This is a genomic window from Shewanella sp. YQ_9 (assembly GCF_043103185.1).
GTDB classification, from domain to species: domain Bacteria; phylum Pseudomonadota; class Gammaproteobacteria; order Enterobacterales; family Shewanellaceae; genus Shewanella; species Shewanella algae.
Genome location: NZ_JBICJO010000068.1, coordinates 1 through 23,033 on the forward strand (window position 1 = coordinate 1; position 23,033 = coordinate 23,033).

Below are 23,033 nucleotides of genomic sequence, written 5' to 3' on the forward strand. Positions count from 1 at the left end.
TCCGAATACTGCTACATTTTCGCGATGCCGTGTCCGTTGCCGGGAAAAGGAAATAACAAAATGGCTCAAAATGGCGACACCCATAATTCTTGGCAGGTTTATCTCACCTTGTCTAGGCTTGAATGGAGCCTTTGAAAAGGAAAGGATGCCATGCCGAGGCCAAGATATGCTCAAGTCAGTCTTGAGGACACCCCCTTCTATCACTGCATCTCCCGCTGTGTACGTCGCGCCTTTCTGTGTGGCGTTGATGATTATTCCGGCAAGAGTTATGAACATCGTCGTGATTGGGTTGAGTCGCGTCTATTGGAACTGGTGGCCGTCTTTTCCATTGACTTGTGTGCCTATGCAGTCATGTCCAATCATCTGCACTTGGTGCTCAGAGTTGACTTGAAAACCGCCACTGAATGGACATTGGAGCAGGTTTTACAGCGTTGGCACCTGCTTTACAGTGGAACCCTGTTATCCCTGCGTTTTCTGCGCGGTGAAACACTTTCTGATATTGAATATCTCACCCTGCAACAAACCACTGAAGTCTATCGCCAACGTTTGATGGATATCAGTTGGTTTATGCGGGCGCTCAATGAACCTATTGCCAGACAAGCCAATAGGGAAGACGGATGCAGCGGTCGCTTCTGGGAAGGCCGCTTCAAATCCCAGGCGCTATTGGATGACGCAGCCGTATTGGCCTGCATGGCTTATGTTGACTTGAACCCTATCCGCGCGGGAATAGCCAAAACCCCAGAAGACTCAGACTATACCAGTATTCAACGGCGGATACAGGCCGCGATGCAAGGCAAAAACACACCTGAGCTGTTACCCTTTGTCGGCAATGAACGGCTGAACATGCCACAAGGATTGCACTTTGAAGCCAAGGATTATCTGCAACTGGTCGATGATACCGGGCGTATTATCCGCCATGACAAGCGCGGCCAGATTACTGCTGGCACTACGACCATTTTGAATCGTTTAAACATCCCCGTCGGCAACTGGCTCAAGTTGACGACTGATTTTAGCCGTCTATTCAAGGGGCCGGTTGGTACACTGGAATCTCTTACAGACTACTGTATTCACCTGCAACGACGACGAAGGCAAGGGGCCGCTAATTGTCAGAAGTTGTTTAGCTAAATCCCCTTAGTCTTCTCCACCAACTGAGTCGAACTTTGTTCGATTTCAATAATGCCTGAAATTCGAATTTTGCACTCACTTCAATAGTCGAATGGCCTTCAAATGGCCTGAAACACTATTTCCTTTCAATAGAAACACAGTATTTTACAAGCTAGATCACTAGAGATTTTTCTCACCCAACACTTACAATCGGTTATTTACAATGGGTGTCTTAATTATTGCATTACAATGGGTGTCTTAATTATTGATGGGTGTCTTAATTATTGCATTAATTATTGCATCTTAATTATTGCATCTTAATTATTGCAGCTTAATTATTTGGCATTGGGCGCCTTAATTATTGTCGGTGCCTTAATTACTGTCATTATTTGTTATCCGATGGGTGTCTTGATTATCATGATTATCATCTTTCTATCGATTTCTTTATCACTTCCCTACCGACTCGCTTAACTGTTTTAAATCAATCACTTGCAGTAAGACATTTGAAATCAGCATCTAAATTTACTTGCTTTTCAAAGAGAAAAAATAGCAGGCTTAAGTTCTACAAATTTCACCGGTATAAATTGCGCCCCTATCAATTTGAACTATACTCTTTATCTTAAATTAAAAGATAAAGATGTCCCTCGTGCTCATGATATAAACACGGGATAATAAACCATACTAAGCTAAGGATGAGCTTAGCTTTATCTGTTAATAGACAAATTTGAGAGGATTTATGAACAAAACAAGGATGTTAAGTAAGCTCATGTTGACGGTGTTGAGCATGAGCACATTAAGCCTTTTCAGCTTCTCAGGCTGGGCCGATGAATACTCGCCAACCGCAAACTGTACCGCAGATGTGTCATGGTTTGAAGGTAAATTCAACCCCAAGATCGCTGCCGATAATTTTGATGATTCCACCATATGTGACTTCCATCAATTCTCTTGGCAAAGCTTCATCTGGTTAACCGAACAAGCAGACGAAGGAAAACTCCGCTTTGAAACCTTCTATTCTGATACCGGGATCTATCCTGACAGTCAGCCTGGTAACCATTTGCTGGGAGGTGTCAACCAGGCGGGCTCAAATGGAATTTTAATCGACCAACATGGACGGGCGTTATATACCAGCATGATGATCAACGATATCTACCGTGACTTTGTCATCAAACACAAACTCTATACCCAAAGTGGGATGCAACAAGCTGATAATAAACTCAATTTCCCCAACGGCGCTATGTCACTCAAGGCCGCTTGGAAGATTGTCCAGCCCGGTGAAGACACCTCTGGTTTATATACCACCAAAGCCCCGATACAACTGCTGACCGTCGATAACGATCAGGTGGTGATCCCTGAGAATGCACAACAGGAGATGACTCAAGTTGCCTTGGTGGGTTTCCATATTGCGGTATACGTCAATAAGCACCCCGAAGCCATCTGGGCCACATTCGAATTTAAAGACAATGCTCCCACCTTTGCCAAAGGGCAGTCACCCAACAAAATTGTTTCCGATAAGGACTATCTCTTTTATAAAGCCAACACCTTAGCCAAAGACTGTAATACCAACAACGCCGGCATGAATGCCATATTAAAGCTCGATACCAAGACCCAAACCATGGCTGCAGTGACTCAGACATGTCTGCAATACGCACAAGGAACGGTTGATAATCTGCCAAATCCAAAGAAGGCCAAAGAAAATGTTCAAGCCATTATCAGTCTCAATGATAACGTGCATCAGTTAATGCCTAAAGATTCTATCTGGCGTAACTACCTTGAGATAGGTGCCGTCTGGTTCAGTAAAGAAGACCAACTTACCCCAGACTGGAGTCCGAACATGGATCCCGACGCCGAAACAAACTTACTGATTGGGTCTACGCGGTTATCAAATTCCACTATCGAAACCTTCACTCAAAATCAACGCTCAGCCAATGAATGTTTCTCCTGTCACAACACCACGGCGGTAACAGATACTCCGGAAAAAACAGCGCCTCTGGCGGGAAAAAATGTCAATACCAGCCACATACTGTTAAAGAACTACCTCAACGGCCACTCAGTTAAAAGGAATTAATTATGACCGTCAGTTTACGCATTCACCCAACTATAGGCTTTGCCCGCGTCGGCAACAGTATGGACTACTACATCGAACCACAAACCATAGCTGCAATGCCGCAACCCGGACAAACACTCACAGGGGGACTCCCCATTAAAGCAGGCACAGACAACACCCCCATTAGCAGCTCAGACATTCGTGACAGCCAGGGGCGTCTCAAACGACAAGGAGCAAGGTTTAAAATTTATCAATATCCACAGCAAAACAACCCAAGTTATCCTGCGCCGCAAGCACAGGAAGTAACCATTGGCAGTAAGGTCGATGGTAAATGCGTCACCGATATCATCTGGACAGTGCATCTTGCCAATAAGAAAGCAAACTGCTGGGAAATGGATGAGAGCGCTAATTTAGGGATCATTCTCTATCAAGATGGCAAGACACCGCCCCTGCGCAATCCCAGTTTTAATCAAACGGACAACCCGGCCGATACTGTACGTCTGCAAAAATTAGTCATTGATGCCGGTCCTCGCACCATAAGTACGAATAAAAGACAGGCGGCCCAATTCAACCCAAACATCCAGGCCAGTTACTGGGACCAACACACAAATGCAGTTATCCCTCTACCGGACTATCCCCAATCTTACCCAGCAACGGCTGGCAATGATGATCCCAACACTCGTATCGACTATTTAGGAGAGATCCAAACCGAAACCAACGGACGTCTGGTGGTGCTTGGCGGCTTTGGTAAAGCCTGTGGCTTTGATCAACAGGGCAATGCCGATCCCAATGCAAAATTGGATATGGATGTTGATAATAACAACTGGCTCGATGATACTGCGGATGGCCCTGTCACCGCCGTATTGGTCTTTGATGATGGCAGTTATCAGGCACTGGAAAACAGCGCCTGGGTTGTTAGCACAGATCCGGCATATGCGCCGCAAACACTCAATGTTGTTAGCCTGTGGGATGATATCTACACTACCTGGGTAGAAGCATTCAATCTCAACCCAGGCTTATATCAAAATAATGCCTACAACCCTGAGTATGTTCCCGACTTTGCCCAGGACATTCAGCCCATACTGAGGGCGGCCTCCATGCAAATGTGGAACACTAACCTGCCTGACAGTGCCATCAAAAGTCATCGGCAAATCGATAAACTCACTAAAGACAAGCCTCAGTTTGACATCATGTCTTTTATGCGCAAACCCAGCGCAGATGAGAACAATCATCTTGAAGACGGCTCCCCGATGATGCCCCTCTCTCTGGGGGATGCCAATAAGAGCTTTCTCACCTTAAGTAACAGCCAATACTTCCTTATGCAACAATGGGCTAAGGGATTATGTTCCACCTCGGCTCCAAGCATGACAACCCCATTAAATGAGGGTGAAGCCCTGGATAGAGCCGTACTAATGAACTGTTTGGGTGGCCGTTTTAGCCCGGGTATCGATCTCACCTTTATCGTACGGGACACTAAGCTGTATAACGCTGACTGGCAAAACCCGAATATTGGCCCCTTTAGAATCAATCGCCAGCCATTGAATTATGCCGTCGCCACTAAAGGCGGCCCCTTCCTGGGTGTCGGTTATGTTCCGCTGCGCAGCTACCCTGTACAACCGGGGGATTTATGTAAATTCATGGCCATTCCCTGGCATACGGATTATAACTCCTGCGCCACCCATACCCCCGCGCCTAATCCGGGTGGAGTTATCACAGAAAGTAATATCTACGGCGGTAATATCAATACCAGCCTGTTTTGGTCCTGGCCTGCCCAAAGACCCGTTGCCGTTTACACCTATGAGGATGTAGCCAAACGCAATGATAACACCCTGCCATTACAGCGTTACTCGGTCAGGGGGCAAGGAACCAGTGCCAGTGGACAACAACTCACCTTCGATGCTCAGGGTAAATTAAACAACTCACCCGCTTCTAATGTCGGTCGATATCAGGATCGCCACGGGATCCTCAACAACTGGCAAAATATAGGTGTCGTGATCCAAGGGGCCGCCATCGATGGATACCCGGCGCACTTAGACCCTAACTATTACCTGGAAGTCCAAAGTGGTTTTAGCCAAGACGACAGCAACCTGGTTATGCCTTGGGACAATACGGTTACCGACCCTGTCTATCCACCAGAGAAGTAATCTCAAAATGCTCTGGCCTGCATCAACTGCAGTGCCAGAGCAGCACAATAGATAGATAAAACAGCCTATGAACAATTATTCAGCTTCAGCCATTGCTACTCAAGTTGCCATCATAGGTGGTGGTCCAGCCGGTTGCTGCTGCGCCATTCGCTTAATCCAACAGGGGATAGATGACATTGTCATCATTGAGTCTTCTGATTATCAGCAGTTTCGCATCGGTGAGAGTATTCCCCCGCAAACCAAACAGCTGTTTCATCAACTCGAGATCTGGTCAGCATTTGTCAAGCAGCAACACCAACCCTGCTATGGAAGTCGCTCATGGTGGGGAGATAATCGCAATGGCTTTAACGACAGCTTGCTCAGCCCCTATGGGCATGGCTGGCACCTTAATCGCCAAAAATTTAATCGCTTTTTAGCCGAGCAGGCACAAAGTGCAGGTGTAACCTTGTTAACCCAATGCCAATTTAAAACTGGCAAGCTTATCAATGACAAACACTATCATTTAACGCTTGATAGACAGGGCGCTGAACATCAACTCAATGCCAAGTTCGTTGTTGATGCCAGCGGAGCACGCGCCAGCTTCGCCCAAACCCAGGGAAGTAAAAAACAATCAAACCATGCCCTGGTGAGCCTGGGACGCCGCTTTATCATCACAGATAAACACTATCCTTTGTCACAGCAAACACACCTTGAAGCTGTTGAAAATGGCTGGTGGTATGCGGCCCGTCTGCCAAATGACAGAGTACTGATAAGCTTAACGACGGATCCCCAAACAGCTAAAACACTCAAGCTTCATGCGACAAACAACTGGCTCGATATCCTGGTTAACTCTCCCAATACCAAGGCGCTGCTGCAGGGAGTCACTCCCGAAGATCCCCAGCCTAAACGCTATCCAGCCTCCTCATTTTGTTTAAACCCTGCCACAGGCAAAAACTGGCTTGCCATTGGTGACGCTGCCTGCACATTCGATCCCATCACCTCAGGCGGGATCATCAAAGCCATGGCCGACGGTGTCACCTGTGCAGATATCATCGCGGGTATATTCAAAACATCAGGTCATGACACTCACCATGGTCTGATGCAATATCAGCAAATGCTCATCCAGCGCTACCAGCATTATCTGGCCATGCGTGCTCATTACTATCAGCAGGAAAAACGTTTTTTAAACAGCCCCTTTTGGCAAAAAATGCAGGCTATGAGCTCTCACAAGATTCACAGCGAAATGGAACTGCAGGCCAATTTAACGTAAATAGCGACGGCGAATAGTAGATCACTTGTCGTTGTACTTGTGATTTCCAAAGAAACCCGATGCCGCAAGGCCATTCCTTGATATCCCTATCGTTAGACATTCGAAAATTTATTCATATTAGACACCGTGTCAGTGCGTCCTGGAAGGAGATACCCAGTGTCTGGTGTGGAATCACTGGCTGTGTTGCAGCATAAGCATCTGTTAGTTCGCAAATATGCACAGGCCTTTACGTTAAATAGAACTAAATAAAACCGCCCCGTAATTCTTGCACTCACTTCTATAACCGAACATCCCTCAAAGGCTTGAAAAACAAAGTTCTTTCAATGGAAACATCTGCCTTTCTGTAACACAGACATGACTAAAGCTTTTACTCAGCTAATTATGGGTGTCCGTGTTGCCCTCAATTGACATCATTATAATCGCCTTCACTCAACAGTTTTTCCTTTACTAGCCATTCTAATGCGCTAAGGATGTTTGATTTTCCAACATTATTGTAACCAACTAATGGTGTATATGGAGTCAAAGCAACCGTCAATCCTTTACAAGATTTGTAATTCTCAATTTCGATTTGTTTTATATAGTGGGACATATTATTACCTTACCAACTGAATTCTTATAACAGCTGTATAGTGCGCATGCGCGTTTTAGTCATCGGAGGAGTGTAAACGCGCATCGCTATCTCTTTGTATTAGTTAAATATAATAGAGTTTAGCCCGAATATCCCTTGCAGCAAAACGCGCATGCGCGGTTTCCAAACCTATTATCTACCAAAATGGTTTTATATCTTTATGAATTTTAAGTTATTTTTTGTGATGTTGCAGAAATAACGCGCAAAATTATCTCCAAATTTCTGGGCATTTTGTCAAAATCTCAATAATACTGTATAAAAAAACAGTATCCAGGTGCTCGCAATGACCAGTCCAAGTCCTTTTTTAACTTCTGTTCGGGAAACCATGCGGATGCGCGGTTACAGTGTTAAGACTGAGAAAGCCTATCTCTATTGGATCAAGGCTTTTATTCTATTTCACGATAAACGCCACCCAGAAACTATGGGAACGAACGAAGTTGGCCAGTTTTTGAGTTACATTGCCAACCAACGTAATGTGGCAATCAATACCCAAAAGATGGCGTTGAATGCATTAGTTTACTTATATCACAAGCACTTGCATCAAGAACTTAGCAACTTAGGTTTTCGTTACGCCAGTAAGCAACGACAACTCCCAACAGTATTGCACCCGGATGAAATCAAGCTCATCCTTCAGCAGTTGTGCGGGCGTGACAGGTTGATCATTGAATTACTCTATGGCAGTGGACTCAGAGTATCTGAATGCCTTAGGTTACGGAGCCAGGATATTGATCTCGTTCAATTGGCCTTAACCATACGGGACGGTAAAGGACGTAAAGACAGGCAGACGATATTAAGCCAACGCTGTGCATCTCAATTACCTGTGTTTATGGAACAAGCTCATACTTTACAGTCGCGTGATAACGAAAGAGGAATTGGCCCATCTTTACCCTACGCTCTGGAGCGTAAGTATCCCTCTGCATATAGACGTCCGGGATGGATGTTTGTTTTCCCCTCAACGGCCATTAGCCAACACCCTTACACACAGACTATGTGTAGACACCATTTACATCAAAGCGTCATTCGGAAAGCCCTCAGCGCCGCAGTAATCAAGTCAGGTATTGCGAAAAGGGTCACATGCCATACCTTCAGGCATTCCTTCGCGACTCATCTGTTGCAGGCTGGCCGAGACATCAGAAGCGTCCAAGAGCTGTTGGGGCACAATGATCTGAAAACAACCCAAATATACACACATGTGCTTGGCCAGCACTATGCCGGAACCGTAAGCCCTTTAGATCAACTGATTTGAAGCGCCAAGTTAATCATAGCTACTATCTTTATTCGATGAGCAAGCGTCCTACAAAAGCTGAGTAATCCTCATAGCTACCGCACGGGCACGAATGTTGTTCGTCCCTGAATTTCGCTGAAAACAGAAAAATGTAACAGCGTCCAGCTTAAGTAAAGGCTAAAGATAAGCACCTGAAATAGTTACACAATACCTAGCCCCGTTTGTGAAAACAATTAGCCATAGGTCAAGTTTTTGACAAAAGCCATAAAAGCCTGTCTTGGTTATTTTTTACAAAATAATTGGCTGAATTTTGATAGTTTTCCAACAAAAAGCGCCGCTTGCCTGTAAGACTAAGGCAAGCGGCGCAAGTTGTTGGGCTAGTTTCCCCTGAGCTATTTCATCAGAGCGATTTAATCAAAGTCATTTCACCTGAGGCACCCGCACAGGATCAGCAGGCTGCGGCAGCTTCACCGGCGCGGCCGATTTCAGCTCATCCAAGGCAATAGCGATGGCCTTTTCCAGCTGAGGATCTATGCCTTTGGCTGTGTCCTTGGTCCACTGCTCGACTTCCACATCCGGGGCCACCCCTTCGTTCTCGACCCGCCACTGGCCGTCGATACTGAAGAAACCGCTGCGCGGCGCCGTGATATGGCCACCATCCATCAAAGAAGGCACACCCCAGATGCCGACCAAGCCACCCCAGGTGCGTTTACCCACCAGCTTGCCCACTTGGTAATAGCGGAACATATAAGGCAGCATGTCGCCGCCCGAGCCGGAGACTTCGTTAATCAACATTACCTTGGGCCCCCAGATACCGCTGCCCGGGCTGGTCATGGGGTGATCACCGGCCATCTGGTTATTGAAGTAGCCGTTACGCTCTCGGCGCAGCACATCTATGATGTACTCGGCAATGTAACCGCCGTGGTTGAAGCGCTCATCTATGATCACGCCCTGGCGCTGATTCTGGGCGAAGAAGTAGCGGTTGAAGTAACTGAAACCGTTCTCACCCGTGTCCGGAACCCAGACATAAGCCAGTTTGCCGCCGGACGCTTCATCCACCCGTTTGCGGTTATCCTCGACCCAGGCGTTCCGTCTCAATGCCTGTTCGCTGGCCGTTGGCACCACAGTCACCTCAAAGGCTTTTTTGTCACTGCCATCCGGGCTGATGCTGAGACGGGTCTGTTTGCCGAGAGTCCCCTGGAAGGCCTGATAGAAGTTGGCCTTGTTATCCAGCGGTTTGCCGTTAACTGCCAGCAGATACTGGCCCGCCTTGACCTGGGGATAGAGAGCCAGCGGCGCACTGCCTTGGTCCGCCGGATACCAGTTTTCGCCGCGATAGATGCGGCTGAAGCGGTAACCCTTGTCGGTCGCCTCAATATCGGCGCCGAGCAGACCGGTGCGGTTGTCGGCAATTTCCGGCAGATCGCCATCATTGGTAAAGGAGTGGCCCACAGAGGTTTCGGCGCCCATGTTATCGAGCAGATAGGTCATGTCGGCGCCGTGGCGCACATGGGCGACCAGTGGCTGGAACTCCTTGTATACCGCGTCCCAATCGGCGCCGTGCAAATTACTGACATAGAAGTAATCGCGCTGGAAGCGCCAGGCTTCGCGGAAGATTTGCTGCCATTCTGCCTTGGGATCGATACGGGCCGTCAGCTTGACGTTGAGCGTCTTGGCATCGTCCCCCATGGGCCCGGCGCCGGCAAATTGCTGCCAGTTGTCGCCGATTTTCACCAGCAGGCTCTCGCCGTCGTGGCTCAGATGATACTCATCCACATCACCGGCCAGGGTATCGGCCTTACGTTCCTCAGTGCTGTACTTGCGAAGCTCTGTGGTTTCATCCAAATCCTGCATATAGAACAGCTCACCTGGCTTACCGGCGCTCAGGCTGTGGATTTTACCGCTCTCACCCAGAGGCAGCACCCGCTGCGCTATACCGTTAAGATCGATTCGCACCGCAGGCGGCGCATCTGAGCCTTTGGCTTCCTCTTCAGTACCGCTGCCCTCTTCCTCGTCGCTTCTTGGCAGCATGGGCGCCTCGGTGCGGGTATTGAGCAGCATGGTATAGAGGCCGTAAGTCGGGGTGAAGGCAACCGAGGTCATATCCAACCAGGCGGCGTGAGGGCCATAGTCGGTACTGGCGGCAAAATAGAGCTTGTCGCCGGCGCTGTCCCACACTGGGTAACGCACATCGGCCATGCCCTGGGTAATTCTGTTACTCTGATTATTGCGGGTATCGAACAGGTAGAGGCTGCGGAAGAAGCTGTCATCCTGCTTGCTGTAAGCCAGATAACGGCTGTCAGGCGACCAGCTGGGGGCCATTTCCCAGTCGGGGTTCACTACTGGCTGGCTGTCGATAACCTGCGCCTTGCCTTTGGACAAGTCTGCCAGCCAGAGTTGCTGGCGCTGATCGCTGAACACCAGCTGTTTATCATCGGGCGACCAGATAAGCCCGCTATAGAAGCCCTTTTCGGCCAGTTTGATCTCTTGCTGCGGCTTGCCGAGTTGATCGGCTATCACCAGTCGATATTCGCCGCTCTTGTCGGAGAACCAGGCCAACTGTTTGCCGCCGTTGGACCAGGCAGCGCCTACTTCGCGGCTGTCTGAGCTTTCAGTAAGATTTCTGGCATCGCCGTGCTCCACGGGCACAGTAAATACATCGCCGCGGGCCACAAACAAGGCGCGCTTACCGGTAGGCGAAATGGCTGCCGACTCTATCTGCTTTTCAACCTCTTCAAAGCGTGGCCGCACCCAGGGGAAATCGGCATGCAGGCTGATGGCCAGTGCCTCATCCTTGTCGTTGGAATTGGTGTTGGCCAGCGATTTTTTCACCAGCTCACCGCGGTATTCGTATACCAGAGTGTCGTTATCCAGGGTAAAGCCTTTGACATCGGCATCCCGGTAATGAGTCACCTGTTCCGGCTCGCCGCCCTTGACCGCTACCCGAAAGATATTGGTGACCTGAGAGCGGTTGGAGAGGAAATAGATATAGTCGCCGTGCCACTGGGGCTCGAGATCCTGGGTGTTGTCCCAGGGCAGATCTTTTTCCTCCAGGCTATCGAGCGAAATCAACCTGAGCGGCTGATTCTGGCCGCCGCGGTAGTTACGCCAACCCGGGTCCCAAAGACCGGCGCGGCGGTAAACCAGCTGCTTGCCATCGGCAGAGAAACTGCCGTCAAAGGCGCGGTTCATGGGTAAAGGCTTGGGATTGCCGCCCTCGATGGACAGGGTAAACAGCTGCTGCCAGCCCCTCGGGGCATTGGCCCTGCCGGATCGCAGCAATACCGACTTGCTGTCCGGGCTCCAGCCCACCAGTTGATCCACATCCGGGTGGAAGGTCAGGCGTTTGGGCTCGCCACCGGCAATCGGCAGCAGGTAGATATCCTGATTGCCCTCATAGTCGCCGGTAAAGGCCACCCATTTGCCGTCCGGCGACAGCTTGGGTTGCATCTCCTGCCCCTGGAAACTGGTGAGGCGCACCGCCTCGCCGCCCTTGAGCGACACTTTCCAGATATCCTTGGCGTAGGAAAACACCAGAGTATCACCGCGAAGATCCGGCTCCCGCAGGAGTTTGGCCTCGGCAGCCAGCAAATTGGGGCTGCCTAGCGCAAGGGCCGTCAGCCAAAAGAGTTTATTGAGCTTCATTCCTGTTCCTTGTATTTGAATACCAGCAAACCTGTGGGGATCCCCCGCCAAAACCGCAACTTAACCAGCGCCATAGCAGAGCTACCCCTGTAACATAACCAGTGGTAAAAAAATACGCAAAAAAGGTTTTGTTTCAACTCATTGCAATACGCTATTCCGGGCGATTGAGACAAAAAACCCGGCCTTAAGCAGACCTTAATCTGAGCCGGCCAGAATAATGCCTATCCACCAACCGGGCCATGAGTTCAACGCCATGAGTTCAACGCCCGCTTTTTCAGGCTTTTTATTTCGCAGATCTCAGCTGCGACTCTGTCTCAACTCGCACTATGTCACAGGAATCACAATGCCCATTGCAAGCCACCCGCTGAGTTTTCAACACTGGTTCAAACATCATCTGCTGTTGCCGTTATCGGTAGGGCTTGGTGTGCTTATCTTGCTGCACATCAGCAATGCCGACCTGCTGCTGGCACAGTGGATGTTGGCATTTGAGGGCACCAACACAGCCTGGCCCTGGCGCCATGCCTTTGTTGCAGACAAACTGCTGCACACAGGAGGACGGGATCTGGTGGTGCTGGCGGCAGTTGTGTTGCTGTCGACCCTGGTATTGAGCAATTTCAAAGCCTCAATGAAGCGCTGGCGCCGGCCCTTGCTGATGTTGTTTATAAGCGCCCTGGCAACCGTGCTTCTGGTGCGTATCGGCAAGAGCATGACCAATGTTGCCTGCCCCTGGGATCTCAGTTTATTTGGTGGCCAGCAGCCTTATCTGCCCTTCCCCATGAGCCTGAGCGTTGACACTGAATTGGGCCAGTGTTTCCCCGGCGGCCACTCCAGCGGCGCCTTTGCCTGGGTGGGACTTTATTATCTGGCGTTGGTCTTGAAGCCGAAATGGCGCTTTAAGTTACTCGGCGCGGTATTGCTGATAGGCGCCGTGTTCAGTCTGTGTCAGGAGTTTCGCGGCGCCCACTTTTTATCCCACGATATCGCCAGCGCCCTTATCGGTTGGACCATGGCGACCTTGAGCTACGGCCTGGCTTATCGCCCTTGGCGAGCGGCCGGATACGCCGGGGTTCTGGCGCAAGCACAGACACTGACGCAGACACAGACAGAAGTCACCCGCTAAAATACAGGGCCTGATCTATCGCCGATAAATCAGGCCCTGTTTCCAAAGGCTATTTCACTGAGCTTTTAAATTACGCCTTCTTCACCAGGCTGGAGATCAAGGCCCTGAGCGCCGCCGGTTTAATCATCTTGGCCATATAGTGGTAACCGCGGCGCTCGACATCCTCCACCAGATCCTTACGGGTATTGGCGGTGATCAAAATGCCGGGCAGATGTTGCCCATACAGCGCCCTGAGCTCATCCATGGCATCGACGCCGTTTTGGCCCTTATCCAGATGATAATCCGCCAGCATGATATCCGGCGCCACCCCTTTGAGCCCCAGCTTGATCCTGGCATCACTCAGATCCCGGGCGCAGATCACCTCGCACTGCCAGCGGCTCAACAGGCTTTCGAGCCCGGCGAGGATAGCCTCTTCGTTGTCGATACACAGCACCTTGACCCCGGCGAGCGGCTGCAACACAGCAGAGATGGCCTTGGGTTGCGGCACGCTGACAGTGGCCCCAAGCGGCACCCGAATGGCAAATACAGAGCCCTTGCCCTGTACCGAAGATACACGGATATCATGCTCCAGCACCTTGCTTATTCTGTCGGCTATCGCCAGCCCAAGCCCCAGGCCGTTGACGCTGTTGGAATGGGGGTTATCCAGGCGCTTGAACTCGTGAAATATCTCCCTAAGCTGCCCGGCTTCAATGCCGCAGCCGGTATCCAGCACCTGCACCTCAAGCTCACTGCCGCGGCGGCGACAGCCCATCAGCACCCGCCCGCCCTTGGCATAGCGATAGGCGTTGGTGAGAAAGTTCTGCAGCACCCGCCGCAGCAGTGAAGGGTCTGAATTGACCGTCAGGCTGCAGGGCATCATGGCAAAGCGGATCTGGCAGTCTTTGGCCATTGCCTCAAACTCCACCGCCAGGGCGTTGAGCACTTCGGAGATGGCAAAGTCGCGCCGTTTTACCTCCACCATGCCGGAATCCAGCTTGGAGATATCCAAAAGATCGGTCAGCAGTTCACCGGCGGTTTTCAGTGAGCTGTTGACATGGGAGAGGGTCAGTCGCCCTTCCCTGTCCAGCCCTGGATACTGACTCAAAGAGGCGGTAAACAGCCTGGCCGCATTGAGCGGCTGCATTAAGTCATGCCCCACCGCCGCCAGAAAACGGCTCTTGGAAGCGTTGGCCATCTCCTCCTGGGCCTTGGCTTCGAGCAGCTTGCTGTTGAGCAGCGCCAGCTCATAGGTGCGCTCCTTGACTCTGGCCTCCAGGGTTTCGTTGACCTGCTCCAGCGCCTGTTGCTGCTCACGATATTGGGTAATGTCGGTAAAGGTCATCACAAAACCGCCGTCCGGCATGGGATTGCCTTGAATCTTGATCACCTTGCCATCGCGCCTGCGCCGCTCTGAGCTGTGGGCGGTGCCGTTACGCATATGCTGTACCCGGCGCTCGACATGCTCATTCACATCCCCCGGGCCGCAGTAGCCGCGGGAGGCATTGAAACGTATCACCTCGCTGATGGGCATTCCCGGTTGCAGGAAATCCTCCGGATAGTCGTAAAGCTCTACATAGCGGTAGTTCCAGGCCACCAGGTTGAGATCTTTGTCCACCACGCTCATACCCTCGTAGGCGTGTTCTATGGCGGCGCGCAGCATGTCCTGACTGAGAATAATCTTCGATGAGGCCTCATCCACCAGGCTGAAGACTTCATCGAGGGCCAGATCCCGCCCCTGCAACACTGAGTCCATCACCAAAGAGGCGCTGGAAGCCCCCAGCACCCCGGCCAGCATGTGCTCGGTATGGGCAATAAGCTCGGGTGATGCGGTCTTGTGCCAGCTGTCGCTGCGCACCGCATCGGCAGAAAAGCGCGAGAAACTCTCATAGGCCCGGGTCGGGCTGACAAAGCGGCTAGCCAGGATAAGCAAGTCCTGCTGACTGATGGGGCCTGTCTTGCGATTGCCTGTGTTTTTGAGTTCACCCGGGGTGACAAAGGCGCTGGCCTGAATACGCTCCACCAAGCCGGCGCGCAGCCAGATAGAGCCGCCGATATAGCCAATCAGGTTGGCGCCGAGTGCCAACAGGGTATCGTTGACATTGGGCTTAAGCGCCTTTAACAGTTCAAATTGACCTGCCAGCACGCCTTCCCAGGCGCCCGAGCCCTTGAGCAGCAAAAAGCCCCATAGACCAAAGCCCGCCGCCATGCCGAGAAACACCCCGGCGCGATTGCCATGTTTCCAGTAGAGCCCGCCCACCAAGGCCGGTGCCAACTGGGCAAAGGCGCCGAAAGACAGCATGCCCAGGTTGGACAGGGAATCACTGCTCTCAAAGCTCAGGTAACTGAAATACCCGAAAGCCAGGATCAGCGCGATGGAGAGACGTCTGGCATAGAGCAGTTGCTGGGAAAACTGGCTGAAGTTCTTGCGACGGATCTGCCCGGTACGCAAGAGTACCGGCACCAGCCACTCGTTGCTTATCATCACACTGATGGTCACCACAGCCACTATCACCATACCGGTGGCGGCCGAGAGGGTTCCCAGCAGCGCCACTATCGCCAGCCAAGGTGCGTCCAGCGCCAGCGGCAGATTGATCACATAGGTATCGGCAGAGACACTGTCGCCGAGCAGCACCTTGCCCGCCAGTGCCAGCGGCCCGACAAACAAGCCGAACAGGCCGATATAGAGAGGGAACAACCAGCGCGCCTTGGACAGTGTCTGCTCGCCTTCTGCCTCGACCACCATGACGTGGAACTGGCGCGGCATACAGAGAAAAGCCGCCATGCCGACTATCAGCTCGGGCATCAGCGCTTCGAGCCTTAGATTGGGATTGACTATTACGCCCTTGGCGCTGGCCTGGCTCCAGAGGTCGCCAAAGCCGCCGAATACCCCGAAGACCACTATGCCGCCCACCAACACAAAGGCGGCCAGTTTCACCAAGGATTCAAAGGCGATAGCCAGCATCATCCCCGGGTTATGCTCGGTGGCATCCAGTTTGCGGGTGCCGAAGAGGATGGCAAAGATGGCCAGCAGCACGGCGATGATAAGCGCGACTTTGGCGCCATCGAGCGGATCATCCGGGCTTTGGAACAGGCTTAGGCTGAATACCATGGCTTTCAGCTGCAGCGCGATATAGGGCATGATGCCGAACAGGGCAATGAGAGTGATGATCACCGCCAGCGGCTGCGACTTGCCGTAGCGGGCGGCGATAAAGTCGGCCACCGAGGTGATATTTTGCGCCTTGGACACCACCACCATTTTGCGCAGCATGCCAAAGCCCAGGGTAAAAATGATGATGGGGCCGATAAAGATATGCAGATAGGACCAAAAGTCATTGGCCGACTGGCCAACCGTGCCGAGAAAACTCCAGGAAGAGCAATACACCGCCAGGCTGAGGGCGTAGATCCATTTCTGCAACCTGCGGGTGACACCACTGAACCAACGCTCCGCGCCCCAGGCAAGCAGAAACAGCAAACAAACATAACAGACGGCGATCACCGCCACAAAAAGGGTCAGATTCATAGGGTTCTCTTTATTGTCGCCGTATCCGTCGGCGACTGTTGTTATCCCGGCTAGATTACACCAGCCAATGGCTTTGATGAACCGCTGCCTTAGCCTGCGTTCATGTTCCCTTACTTTGCAGAGGCAGAAACCCGGCGTTTTCAGGCGGCTTTCAATGCTAAAAAACGGCGCCGGCTCAAGCACTTCAAGCTGTTCGTTTTAAACGCAATAACCGGTTAATAAATAACATTTTTTCAGAACTAGACCAATGTCTAATAGAGACGGCACCGGCAAGCATCCCATACTTTGGCTCACGCATGACAAAAACAAAGGGAAGCCAAATGAGCACTCAGTCTCTTTATAAAGTGCCCGCAGCAATTGCGGCCAATGCACTGGTAAATGATGAAAAATATAAGAAAATGTACCAGGAGTCCGTGGTTAACCCCGAAGGTTTCTGGCGTGAACATGGAAAACGTATCGACTGGATCAAGCCCTATACCAAGGTCAAGAAAACCTCATTTGACGATCACAACCTGTCCATCAACTGGTTCTACGACGGCACACTGAACGCCTCGGCCAACTGCCTCGACCGCCATCTGGAAAAACTCGGCGACCAAACCGCCATCATCTGGGAAGGCGATGATGCCAGAGATCAACGCACCCTGAGCTACAGCCAGCTGCACACAGAAGTGTGCAAATTTGCCAACGCCCTCAAGAGCCAGGGCGTGCGCCGCGGTGACGTGGTCACCATGTATATGCCCATGGTGCCGGAAGCCGCCATCGCCATGCTGGCCTGCGCCCGCATCGGCGCCGTGCATTCCGTGGTATTCGGTGGTTTTTCCCCGGATTCCATCGCTTCACGTATCATAGATGGCCGCTCCAAGGTAATTTTGACCGCAGACGAAGGTCTGCGTGGTGGCCGGGCCATCCCACTCAAGCGCAATATCGACGAGGCGCTGGCCCATCCGGATGTCACCACGGTTGAGAAGGTGATAGTGCTCAAACGCACCGGCAATGATATCAACTGGGTCGATGGTCGTGATGTCTGGTGGGAATCGCTGACCGAAACCGCTTCCGAGCATTGCGAAGTGGAAGAGATGGGCGCCGAGGATCCCTTGTTCCTGCTCTACACCTCAGGCTCTACCGGTAACCCCAAGGGTGTACTGCACACCACGGGCGGCTACATGGTGTACGCCTCCATGACCCACGAATATGTGTTCGACTACAAGCAGGGCGAAGTCTACTGGTGCACCGCAGACGTGGGCTGGATCACCGGCCACAGCTATATGATTTACGGCCCGCTGGCCAATGGCGCCACAGTGCTTATTCACGAAGGTGTGCCCAACTACCCAAGCCCTGCCCGCCTGGGCGAGATGATTGACCGCCATCAGGTCAACATACTCTACACGGCCCCCACGCTTATCCGCGCCCTGATGGCCGAAGGCAAGGAGCAGTTTGACCAGTTTGACGGCAGCTCGCTGCGGATCATGGGCTCTGTGGGCGAACCCATCAACCCTGAGGCCTGGCGCTGGTATCACGAGGTCATAGGTCATGAGCATTGCCCGATTGTCGATACCTGGTGGCAAACCGAAACCGGCGGCATTCTTATCAGTCCGCTGCCCGGTGCCACGGATACCAAGCCAGGCTCGGCCACCCGTCCCTTCTTCGGGGTGCAACCTGCGCTGGTAGACAACATGGGCAATATTCTGGAAGGCGCTACCGAGGGCAACCTGGTGATGCTGGATTCCTGGCCGGGACAGATGCGCACGGTTTACGGTGATCATGAACGCTTTGCCCTGACCTACTTCAAAACCTTCCGCGGCATGTATTTCACCGGTGACGGTGCCCGCCGTGACGAAGACGGCTACTACTGGATCACAGGTCGGGTCGATGACGTGATTAACGTCTCCGGTCATCGTCTGGGTACCGCCGAGATTGAAAGCGCACTGGTGGCGCACGATCTGGTGGCCGAGGCTGCGGTTGTGGGTTACCCCCATGACATCAAGGGCCAGGGGATCTACGCCTATGTCACGCTGACCAAGGGCATAGAAGCCACCGAAGAGCTGAGACAACAGCTGAGACAATGGGTGCGCAAAGAGATTGGCGCCCTGGCGACCCCTGATCTTATCCAGTTTGCCGGTGGTCTGCCCAAGACCCGCTCCGGCAAGATCATGCGCCGCTTCCTGCGCAAGATTGCCGCCAACGAGATAACCAACCTTGGAGATGCATCAACTCTGGCCGACCCAGCCGTGATTGATACTCTGATTGAGTCGCGACTCAACCGTACAGAGTAAAAGCTTACTTCCTCCTATTGCCCCTCCTGGAGGGGCATTTTTTTACTTTCAGCTTGCCCCAGAATCGGCTTAAACGGGTTACCGACGTAAGCCGCTCATACATTTCAGGTACCTCTCCAGTTGACCCCGAAGCATTAACATGTGAAGAATGACTTCTCACATGTTATCAATGGCATGAATAGCGAATTAGTGTTTGGCAAGCTCAGCGCAACGATAACCAACATAATGGGCCATTGCCTGCTTCTGGCGTTGATGAACCTCTATGACCGGAATTTGCAATGAAGGGGAACCATGTCATTCATTACAGCCCCTAAACCTTTGAGGCAGATTTCACAATTGCCTGATATTTAGGGCCAGAGTAAAAAAGCAAGCCACCCTGAGGTGGCTTGGCTAAGAGTATAAATAGGGAGTCACAAGTAGGGAGTCACAGCTCCCGGTCGCAACAAGGGTTAAAGCACGTATTTGGCCGAGAAGGTGACCCGGTTAAGCTCACCATCTGTGCCATTTTCCCGCTCGTTCTTGGCATACATATACTCTACCCCAAAGGTCAGTGCCTTCACCGGCGAGTAAAGCAAGTTAATATAACCTGAATAGGATTCCTTATTGGCAGTGCCTCCGGTCAGAGACACATCGTTATCGGCGCTGAAAGCAGACAAGGTAAAGCTTGAGCGCCACTGCTCGTTCCACCAATGACGATAAGACACAAAGCCTGAGTAGGATTCTATCGCCTGCAGGTCGTTGTTGTTGTCCAGTACCGCGCCATTGGCAAAGTTCAGCGCCACATAGCGGCCCAGGCCTTCGCCATAGGTGGCGGTGAAACGGATATCATCACGGCCCACAGGAATGATCCCGGCCACGCTGGCGCCATAGCCGAGCTCAGTGCTGTCTATATCCTGATTGGCGATACGGGTCTCAAGCTCGAGCTGCCTCAGCATCCCCATCACAGAGAAACTGGCGCCGCCAGAGGTCTTGAAGTTATAACGGGCGATAAGATCCGGCATCACCCCATTGCCACTGGTGATCCGGCTGCCACCGCCATAGGGAGTAATAGTGGTTTCCGGGTTTTCGATGGCGATTTGAAAGCCCCCATTGCTGTATCTCAGCTGCGCCTGACGGGCAAAGGGCGTACCTTCGGTGGCACCGACAAAGTCGAGGTTTTCCGGCAGTGCCCCCGGGTTCATAAAGGTGGTCCAGGTCTGGCCTATGGTCCAGTTGTCATAGCTGATAAAGGCGTGACGAATGCGCGGTGAATAGCTGTTGGATACCCGCTCATCACCATCGGTATGAGTCATGAAGTCCAGCTCAATAAAGCCGGTGAGAGTGTGGCCGTCGAGATCTGTTACCGTCTTGAAGTTAAAACGGGTTTCCCGCGCCTGGAAGTCGGTCACCTGATTGCCGTTGCCATCTACCCCATAGATGGCGCCTGGCACATAGAACTGGCGTGAGACGTTGTTGGAGTCGGGCGCGCCATTACTGTAATCGCTGAACATGATATCGGCCTTGAGATAGCCGCCAAACTGCACGTCAGTCTTTTCCAATACCGATGCCTGAGCCGTCCCCAAACCACCCAGAGCCAGAAGGGTTGCAGCGCACACCCCGGTGAGTCTTGCTTGTTTCATCTTGGATTGTCTCCTTGTTGTTATGCCAACCCATCCGGCAAAAAACACAACTGCCAAGACAGATTGAGAAAGCAAGAAGCACTATCCGATGTTTAACAGAATTGAAACATTGGCAATAGGTCTATGAGACAAAAGTAGAAAAGTATTGGCTAAATTAGCTTGGATATTAAAGCAAATCGACTGAAGCTGGATATTGGCGAGCTTGGCGTTTTCAAGCGGAGTTCTGGATGGTGGGTCGTGAAGGATTCGAACCTTCGACCAATTGGTTAAAAGCCAACTGCTCTACCGACTGAGCTAACGACCCATACAGATTGAGCATTCAGTGGTGGGTCGTGAAGGATTCGAACCTTCGACCAATTGGTTAAAAGCCAACTGCTCTACCGACTGAGCTAACGACCCACTGAATGTTGTGGTCTATCTTTCCTGATGGTGGGTCGTGAAGGATTCGAACCTTCGACCAATTGGTTAAAAGCCAACTGCTCTACCGACTGAGCTAACGACCCGCAGGAAGATCTACCTTTTGCAGCATGCTGAGAAATGGTGGGTCGTGAAGGATTCGAACCTTCGACCAATTGGTTAAAAGCCAACTGCTCTACCGACTGAGCTAACGACCCATCTGGGTGTCACCCTATTCTCAAGCAAGTGGTGGGTCGTGAAGGATTCGAACCTTCGACCAATTGGTTAAAAGCCAACTGCTCTACCGACTGAGCTAACGACCCACGGATATACTGCCAGATTGTTTGATTTGGATTGCGATGGTGGGTCGTGAAGGATTCGAACCTTCGACCAATTGGTTAAAAGCCAACTGCTCTACCGACTGAGCTAACGACCCGACATTGACTGCCGAGGCAGACCGCAATAAATCAGTGGTGGGTCGTGAAGGATTCGAACCTTCGACCAATTGGTTAAAAGCCAACTGCTCTACCGACTGAGCTAACGACCCACTAAAAGGTTTACGAAACATGAAGTTGGTGGGTCGTGAAGGATTCGAACCTTCGACCAATTGGTTAAAAGCCAACTGCTCTACCGACTGAGCTAACGACCCATTCAGGTTTCGCCTCAGCAGGCCATGCCGTGCTGAGGGCGCCTATAATACCGCTTTGTGATTCTCATGCAAGTGTAAATTCCCGATTTTTTGTTGTTTGCATGAAAAACAAACTGGGCGGATGTTTTTTAGTTAAATCATGGTTTAATTGCCGCCAATTGCTGCTGTGCAATCCTTGCTGCAGCGCTGTTTGCGTACTGTTTCACCACTTGCTGATAGTAGTTCTTTGCTGCCGTTTTATCGCCTGTTTTTTCGGCAATCAGCCCAAGTTTAACCAGACTGTCGGCCCGCTTACCCGATTCTTTGAAGTTATCGACCACATTGGCAAAAGCGGTTTTGGCTTCGGCAAATTCATTCTTATTATAGAGCAGTTGCCCGAGCCAATAGTTGGCGTTATCGGCGAAGCCCGAATTGGGGTACTGCTTGATAAAGTCACGAAATGCCGGAATTGCTGCGTCGTACTGGCGCTCTTTCAGTACCAGATCGACCGCCCTTTGATAGCTGTCGGTCTCGGACAAAGACGAACTGGCCACCACATTTGATGGGGTTTGGCTGACGGCGGGCGCCGCAGGCTTGCTTTGCAGGTTGGCGATTTCGTCATAGAGCTGGCGCTGGCGCTGCAACATCTGGTTTATCTGATAGTTCTGTTGTTCGGTCAGGCCTCTGAGTTCCAGCACCTCCTGCTGCAGAGTATCCATTCTGCGCATGGTCTCAAACTCGGCTTGCTGACGGGCCTTGATGATCCGCTCAAGGCGGGCGATGCGATCCTCACTGGAACCGCCGCCAATGTCTTCAACGGGCGCTGGGGCCGCATAAGCGACCCCAGTTCCCAGAAGCATGGCCGTGATGATAACGGCTTTCTTCATTCTTCAATGTCCCTCTAATGCCGGGATCAGTACACCAGCACAGCGCGACGGTTCTTGGCAAAACCTTCGTCTGTGTGGCTCATATCCAGAGGCTTCTCTTCACCATAGCTGACAATGCTCATCTGGCTTGGCAGTACGCCCATACCCTGCAGGTACTTGGCTACAGCCTTGGCGCGGCGCTCACCCAGAGCTATGTTGTACTCCGGAGTACCACGCTCGTCGGCGTGGCCTTCGATCAACACGCGTACGTTAGGATGTTCAACCAGATAAGTACCGTGGGCTTCCAGAATTTCAGCAAATTCTGTTTGCACTTCACTGCGGTCAAAATCAAAGTAGATGATGTGTTCTTTACGCAGTTCCTGGAACTTGAGGCGCTGCTGCTCTTCCGGGCTCAGCACCGGATTGGCGCCACCGATTTCCACGCCGCCGGCACCATTGCCGTACTCGCTACCGGAAGTTGTCGAACCGCTGGCGTCCGTTTCTGATTCTGAAGTTGAGCTACAGGCACCCAGAGCCAGTAATGGCGCAGCGATTACGATTGCCTTAAACAACTTGTTGAGATCCATCATGTT

13 protein-coding genes and 8 tRNA genes are annotated in these 23,033 nt (G+C 51.7%); 7 read left to right on the forward strand and 14 right to left on the reverse strand.

Translation table 11 applies throughout. The features are described 5' to 3' along the window. The first annotated feature begins 150 nt into the window (after window positions 1-150). The 4 genes from ACF8D4_RS18575 to ACF8D4_RS18590 all read left to right on the forward strand — a co-directional run bounded on the left by ACF8D4_RS18575 (window position 151) and on the right by ACF8D4_RS18590 (window position 6,541). Window positions 151-1,125, forward strand: a complete 975-nt coding sequence (locus tag ACF8D4_RS18575) for a transposase (protein WP_107111868.1) — start codon at window positions 151-153, stop codon at window positions 1,123-1,125. A gap of 763 nt (window positions 1,126-1,888) precedes the next feature. Beyond that, window positions 1,889-3,169, forward strand: a complete 1,281-nt coding sequence (locus ACF8D4_RS18580) for a hypothetical protein (protein ID WP_208158719.1) — start codon at window positions 1,889-1,891, stop codon at window positions 3,167-3,169. A gap of 2 nt (window positions 3,170-3,171) precedes the next feature. Next, window positions 3,172-5,292 (forward strand): LodA/GoxA family CTQ-dependent oxidase, encoded by a 2,121-nt coding sequence (locus ACF8D4_RS18585; RefSeq protein ID WP_144135042.1) that lies wholly within the window; start codon window positions 3,172-3,174, stop codon window positions 5,290-5,292. A gap of 67 nt (window positions 5,293-5,359) precedes the next feature. Continuing rightward, entirely contained in the window at window positions 5,360-6,541 is a 1,182-nt protein-coding gene (locus tag ACF8D4_RS18590) for an NAD(P)/FAD-dependent oxidoreductase (RefSeq protein ID WP_101059341.1), read from the forward strand. A gap of 400 nt (window positions 6,542-6,941) precedes the next feature. Here ACF8D4_RS18590 and ACF8D4_RS18595 read toward each other — a convergent pair whose 3' ends face one another. Next, complete coding sequence (locus ACF8D4_RS18595) at window positions 6,942-7,130, reverse strand: AAA family ATPase (RefSeq protein ID WP_392466161.1); 189 nt, start codon at window positions 7,128-7,130, stop codon at window positions 6,942-6,944. A 322-nt stretch (window positions 7,131-7,452) separates the two neighbouring features. Between ACF8D4_RS18595 and ACF8D4_RS18600 the strand changes: the two genes are divergently transcribed. Continuing rightward, window positions 7,453-8,415, forward strand: a complete 963-nt coding sequence (locus ACF8D4_RS18600; RefSeq protein WP_301560646.1) for an integron integrase — start codon at window positions 7,453-7,455, stop codon at window positions 8,413-8,415. A gap of 399 nt (window positions 8,416-8,814) precedes the next feature. On the opposite strand, the gene ACF8D4_RS18605 is transcribed toward ACF8D4_RS18600, so the two are convergent. Continuing rightward, window positions 8,815-12,039, reverse strand: coding sequence for a S41 family peptidase (locus ACF8D4_RS18605; protein ID WP_392466163.1), 3,225 nt, complete (start codon window positions 12,037-12,039; stop codon window positions 8,815-8,817). A gap of 343 nt (window positions 12,040-12,382) precedes the next feature. On the opposite strand from ACF8D4_RS18605, the gene ACF8D4_RS18610 reads away from it, so the two are divergent. Then, complete coding sequence (locus ACF8D4_RS18610; protein WP_392466165.1) at window positions 12,383-13,159, forward strand: phosphatase PAP2 family protein; 777 nt, start codon at window positions 12,383-12,385, stop codon at window positions 13,157-13,159. Between the two features lie 70 nt (window positions 13,160-13,229). Here ACF8D4_RS18610 and ACF8D4_RS18615 read toward each other — a convergent pair whose 3' ends face one another. Continuing rightward, entirely contained in the window at window positions 13,230-16,658 is a 3,429-nt protein-coding gene (locus tag ACF8D4_RS18615) for a PAS domain-containing hybrid sensor histidine kinase/response regulator (RefSeq protein ID WP_107004930.1), read from the reverse strand. Between the two features lie 320 nt (window positions 16,659-16,978). Between ACF8D4_RS18615 and acs the strand changes: the two genes are divergently transcribed. Then, window positions 16,979-18,931 (forward strand): acetate--CoA ligase, encoded by a 1,953-nt coding sequence (gene acs / locus ACF8D4_RS18620; RefSeq protein WP_096141841.1) that lies wholly within the window; start codon window positions 16,979-16,981, stop codon window positions 18,929-18,931. A 449-nt stretch (window positions 18,932-19,380) separates the two neighbouring features. Here the strand turns inward: acs and ACF8D4_RS18625 are convergent, their stop codons facing one another. From ACF8D4_RS18625 to pal, 11 genes are all read right to left on the reverse strand, one after another. Beyond that, window positions 19,381-20,550 (reverse strand): DcaP family trimeric outer membrane transporter, encoded by a 1,170-nt coding sequence (locus tag ACF8D4_RS18625; RefSeq protein ID WP_107111749.1) that lies wholly within the window; start codon window positions 20,548-20,550, stop codon window positions 19,381-19,383. A gap of 228 nt (window positions 20,551-20,778) precedes the next feature. After that, window positions 20,779-20,854 (reverse strand) — tRNA-Lys (locus ACF8D4_RS18630). 19 nt (window positions 20,855-20,873) lie between these two features. Further along, window positions 20,874-20,949: transfer RNA gene (locus tag ACF8D4_RS18635), tRNA-Lys, on the reverse strand. A 28-nt stretch (window positions 20,950-20,977) separates the two neighbouring features. Beyond that, window positions 20,978-21,053: transfer RNA gene (locus tag ACF8D4_RS18640), tRNA-Lys, on the reverse strand. Window positions 21,054-21,088: 35 nt separating this feature from the next. Continuing rightward, a tRNA-Lys gene (locus ACF8D4_RS18645) sits at window positions 21,089-21,164 on the reverse strand. Between the two features lie 29 nt (window positions 21,165-21,193). Next, window positions 21,194-21,269, reverse strand: a tRNA-Lys gene (locus tag ACF8D4_RS18650). Window positions 21,270-21,306: 37 nt separating this feature from the next. Continuing rightward, window positions 21,307-21,382, reverse strand: a tRNA-Lys gene (locus ACF8D4_RS18655). Between the two features lie 35 nt (window positions 21,383-21,417). Continuing rightward, window positions 21,418-21,493 (reverse strand) — tRNA-Lys (locus ACF8D4_RS18660). 26 nt (window positions 21,494-21,519) lie between these two features. Next, window positions 21,520-21,595, reverse strand: a tRNA-Lys gene (locus ACF8D4_RS18665). Between the two features lie 137 nt (window positions 21,596-21,732). Further along, on the reverse strand, window positions 21,733-22,461 hold the full coding sequence (gene ybgF, locus ACF8D4_RS18670) for a tol-pal system protein YbgF (RefSeq protein WP_025011957.1): 729 nt from the start codon (window positions 22,459-22,461) through the stop codon (window positions 21,733-21,735). Between the two features lie 26 nt (window positions 22,462-22,487). Continuing rightward, entirely contained in the window at window positions 22,488-23,027 is a 540-nt protein-coding gene (pal, locus tag ACF8D4_RS18675; RefSeq protein WP_025889363.1) for a peptidoglycan-associated lipoprotein Pal, read from the reverse strand. Between the last annotated feature and the right edge of the window lie 6 nt (window positions 23,028-23,033).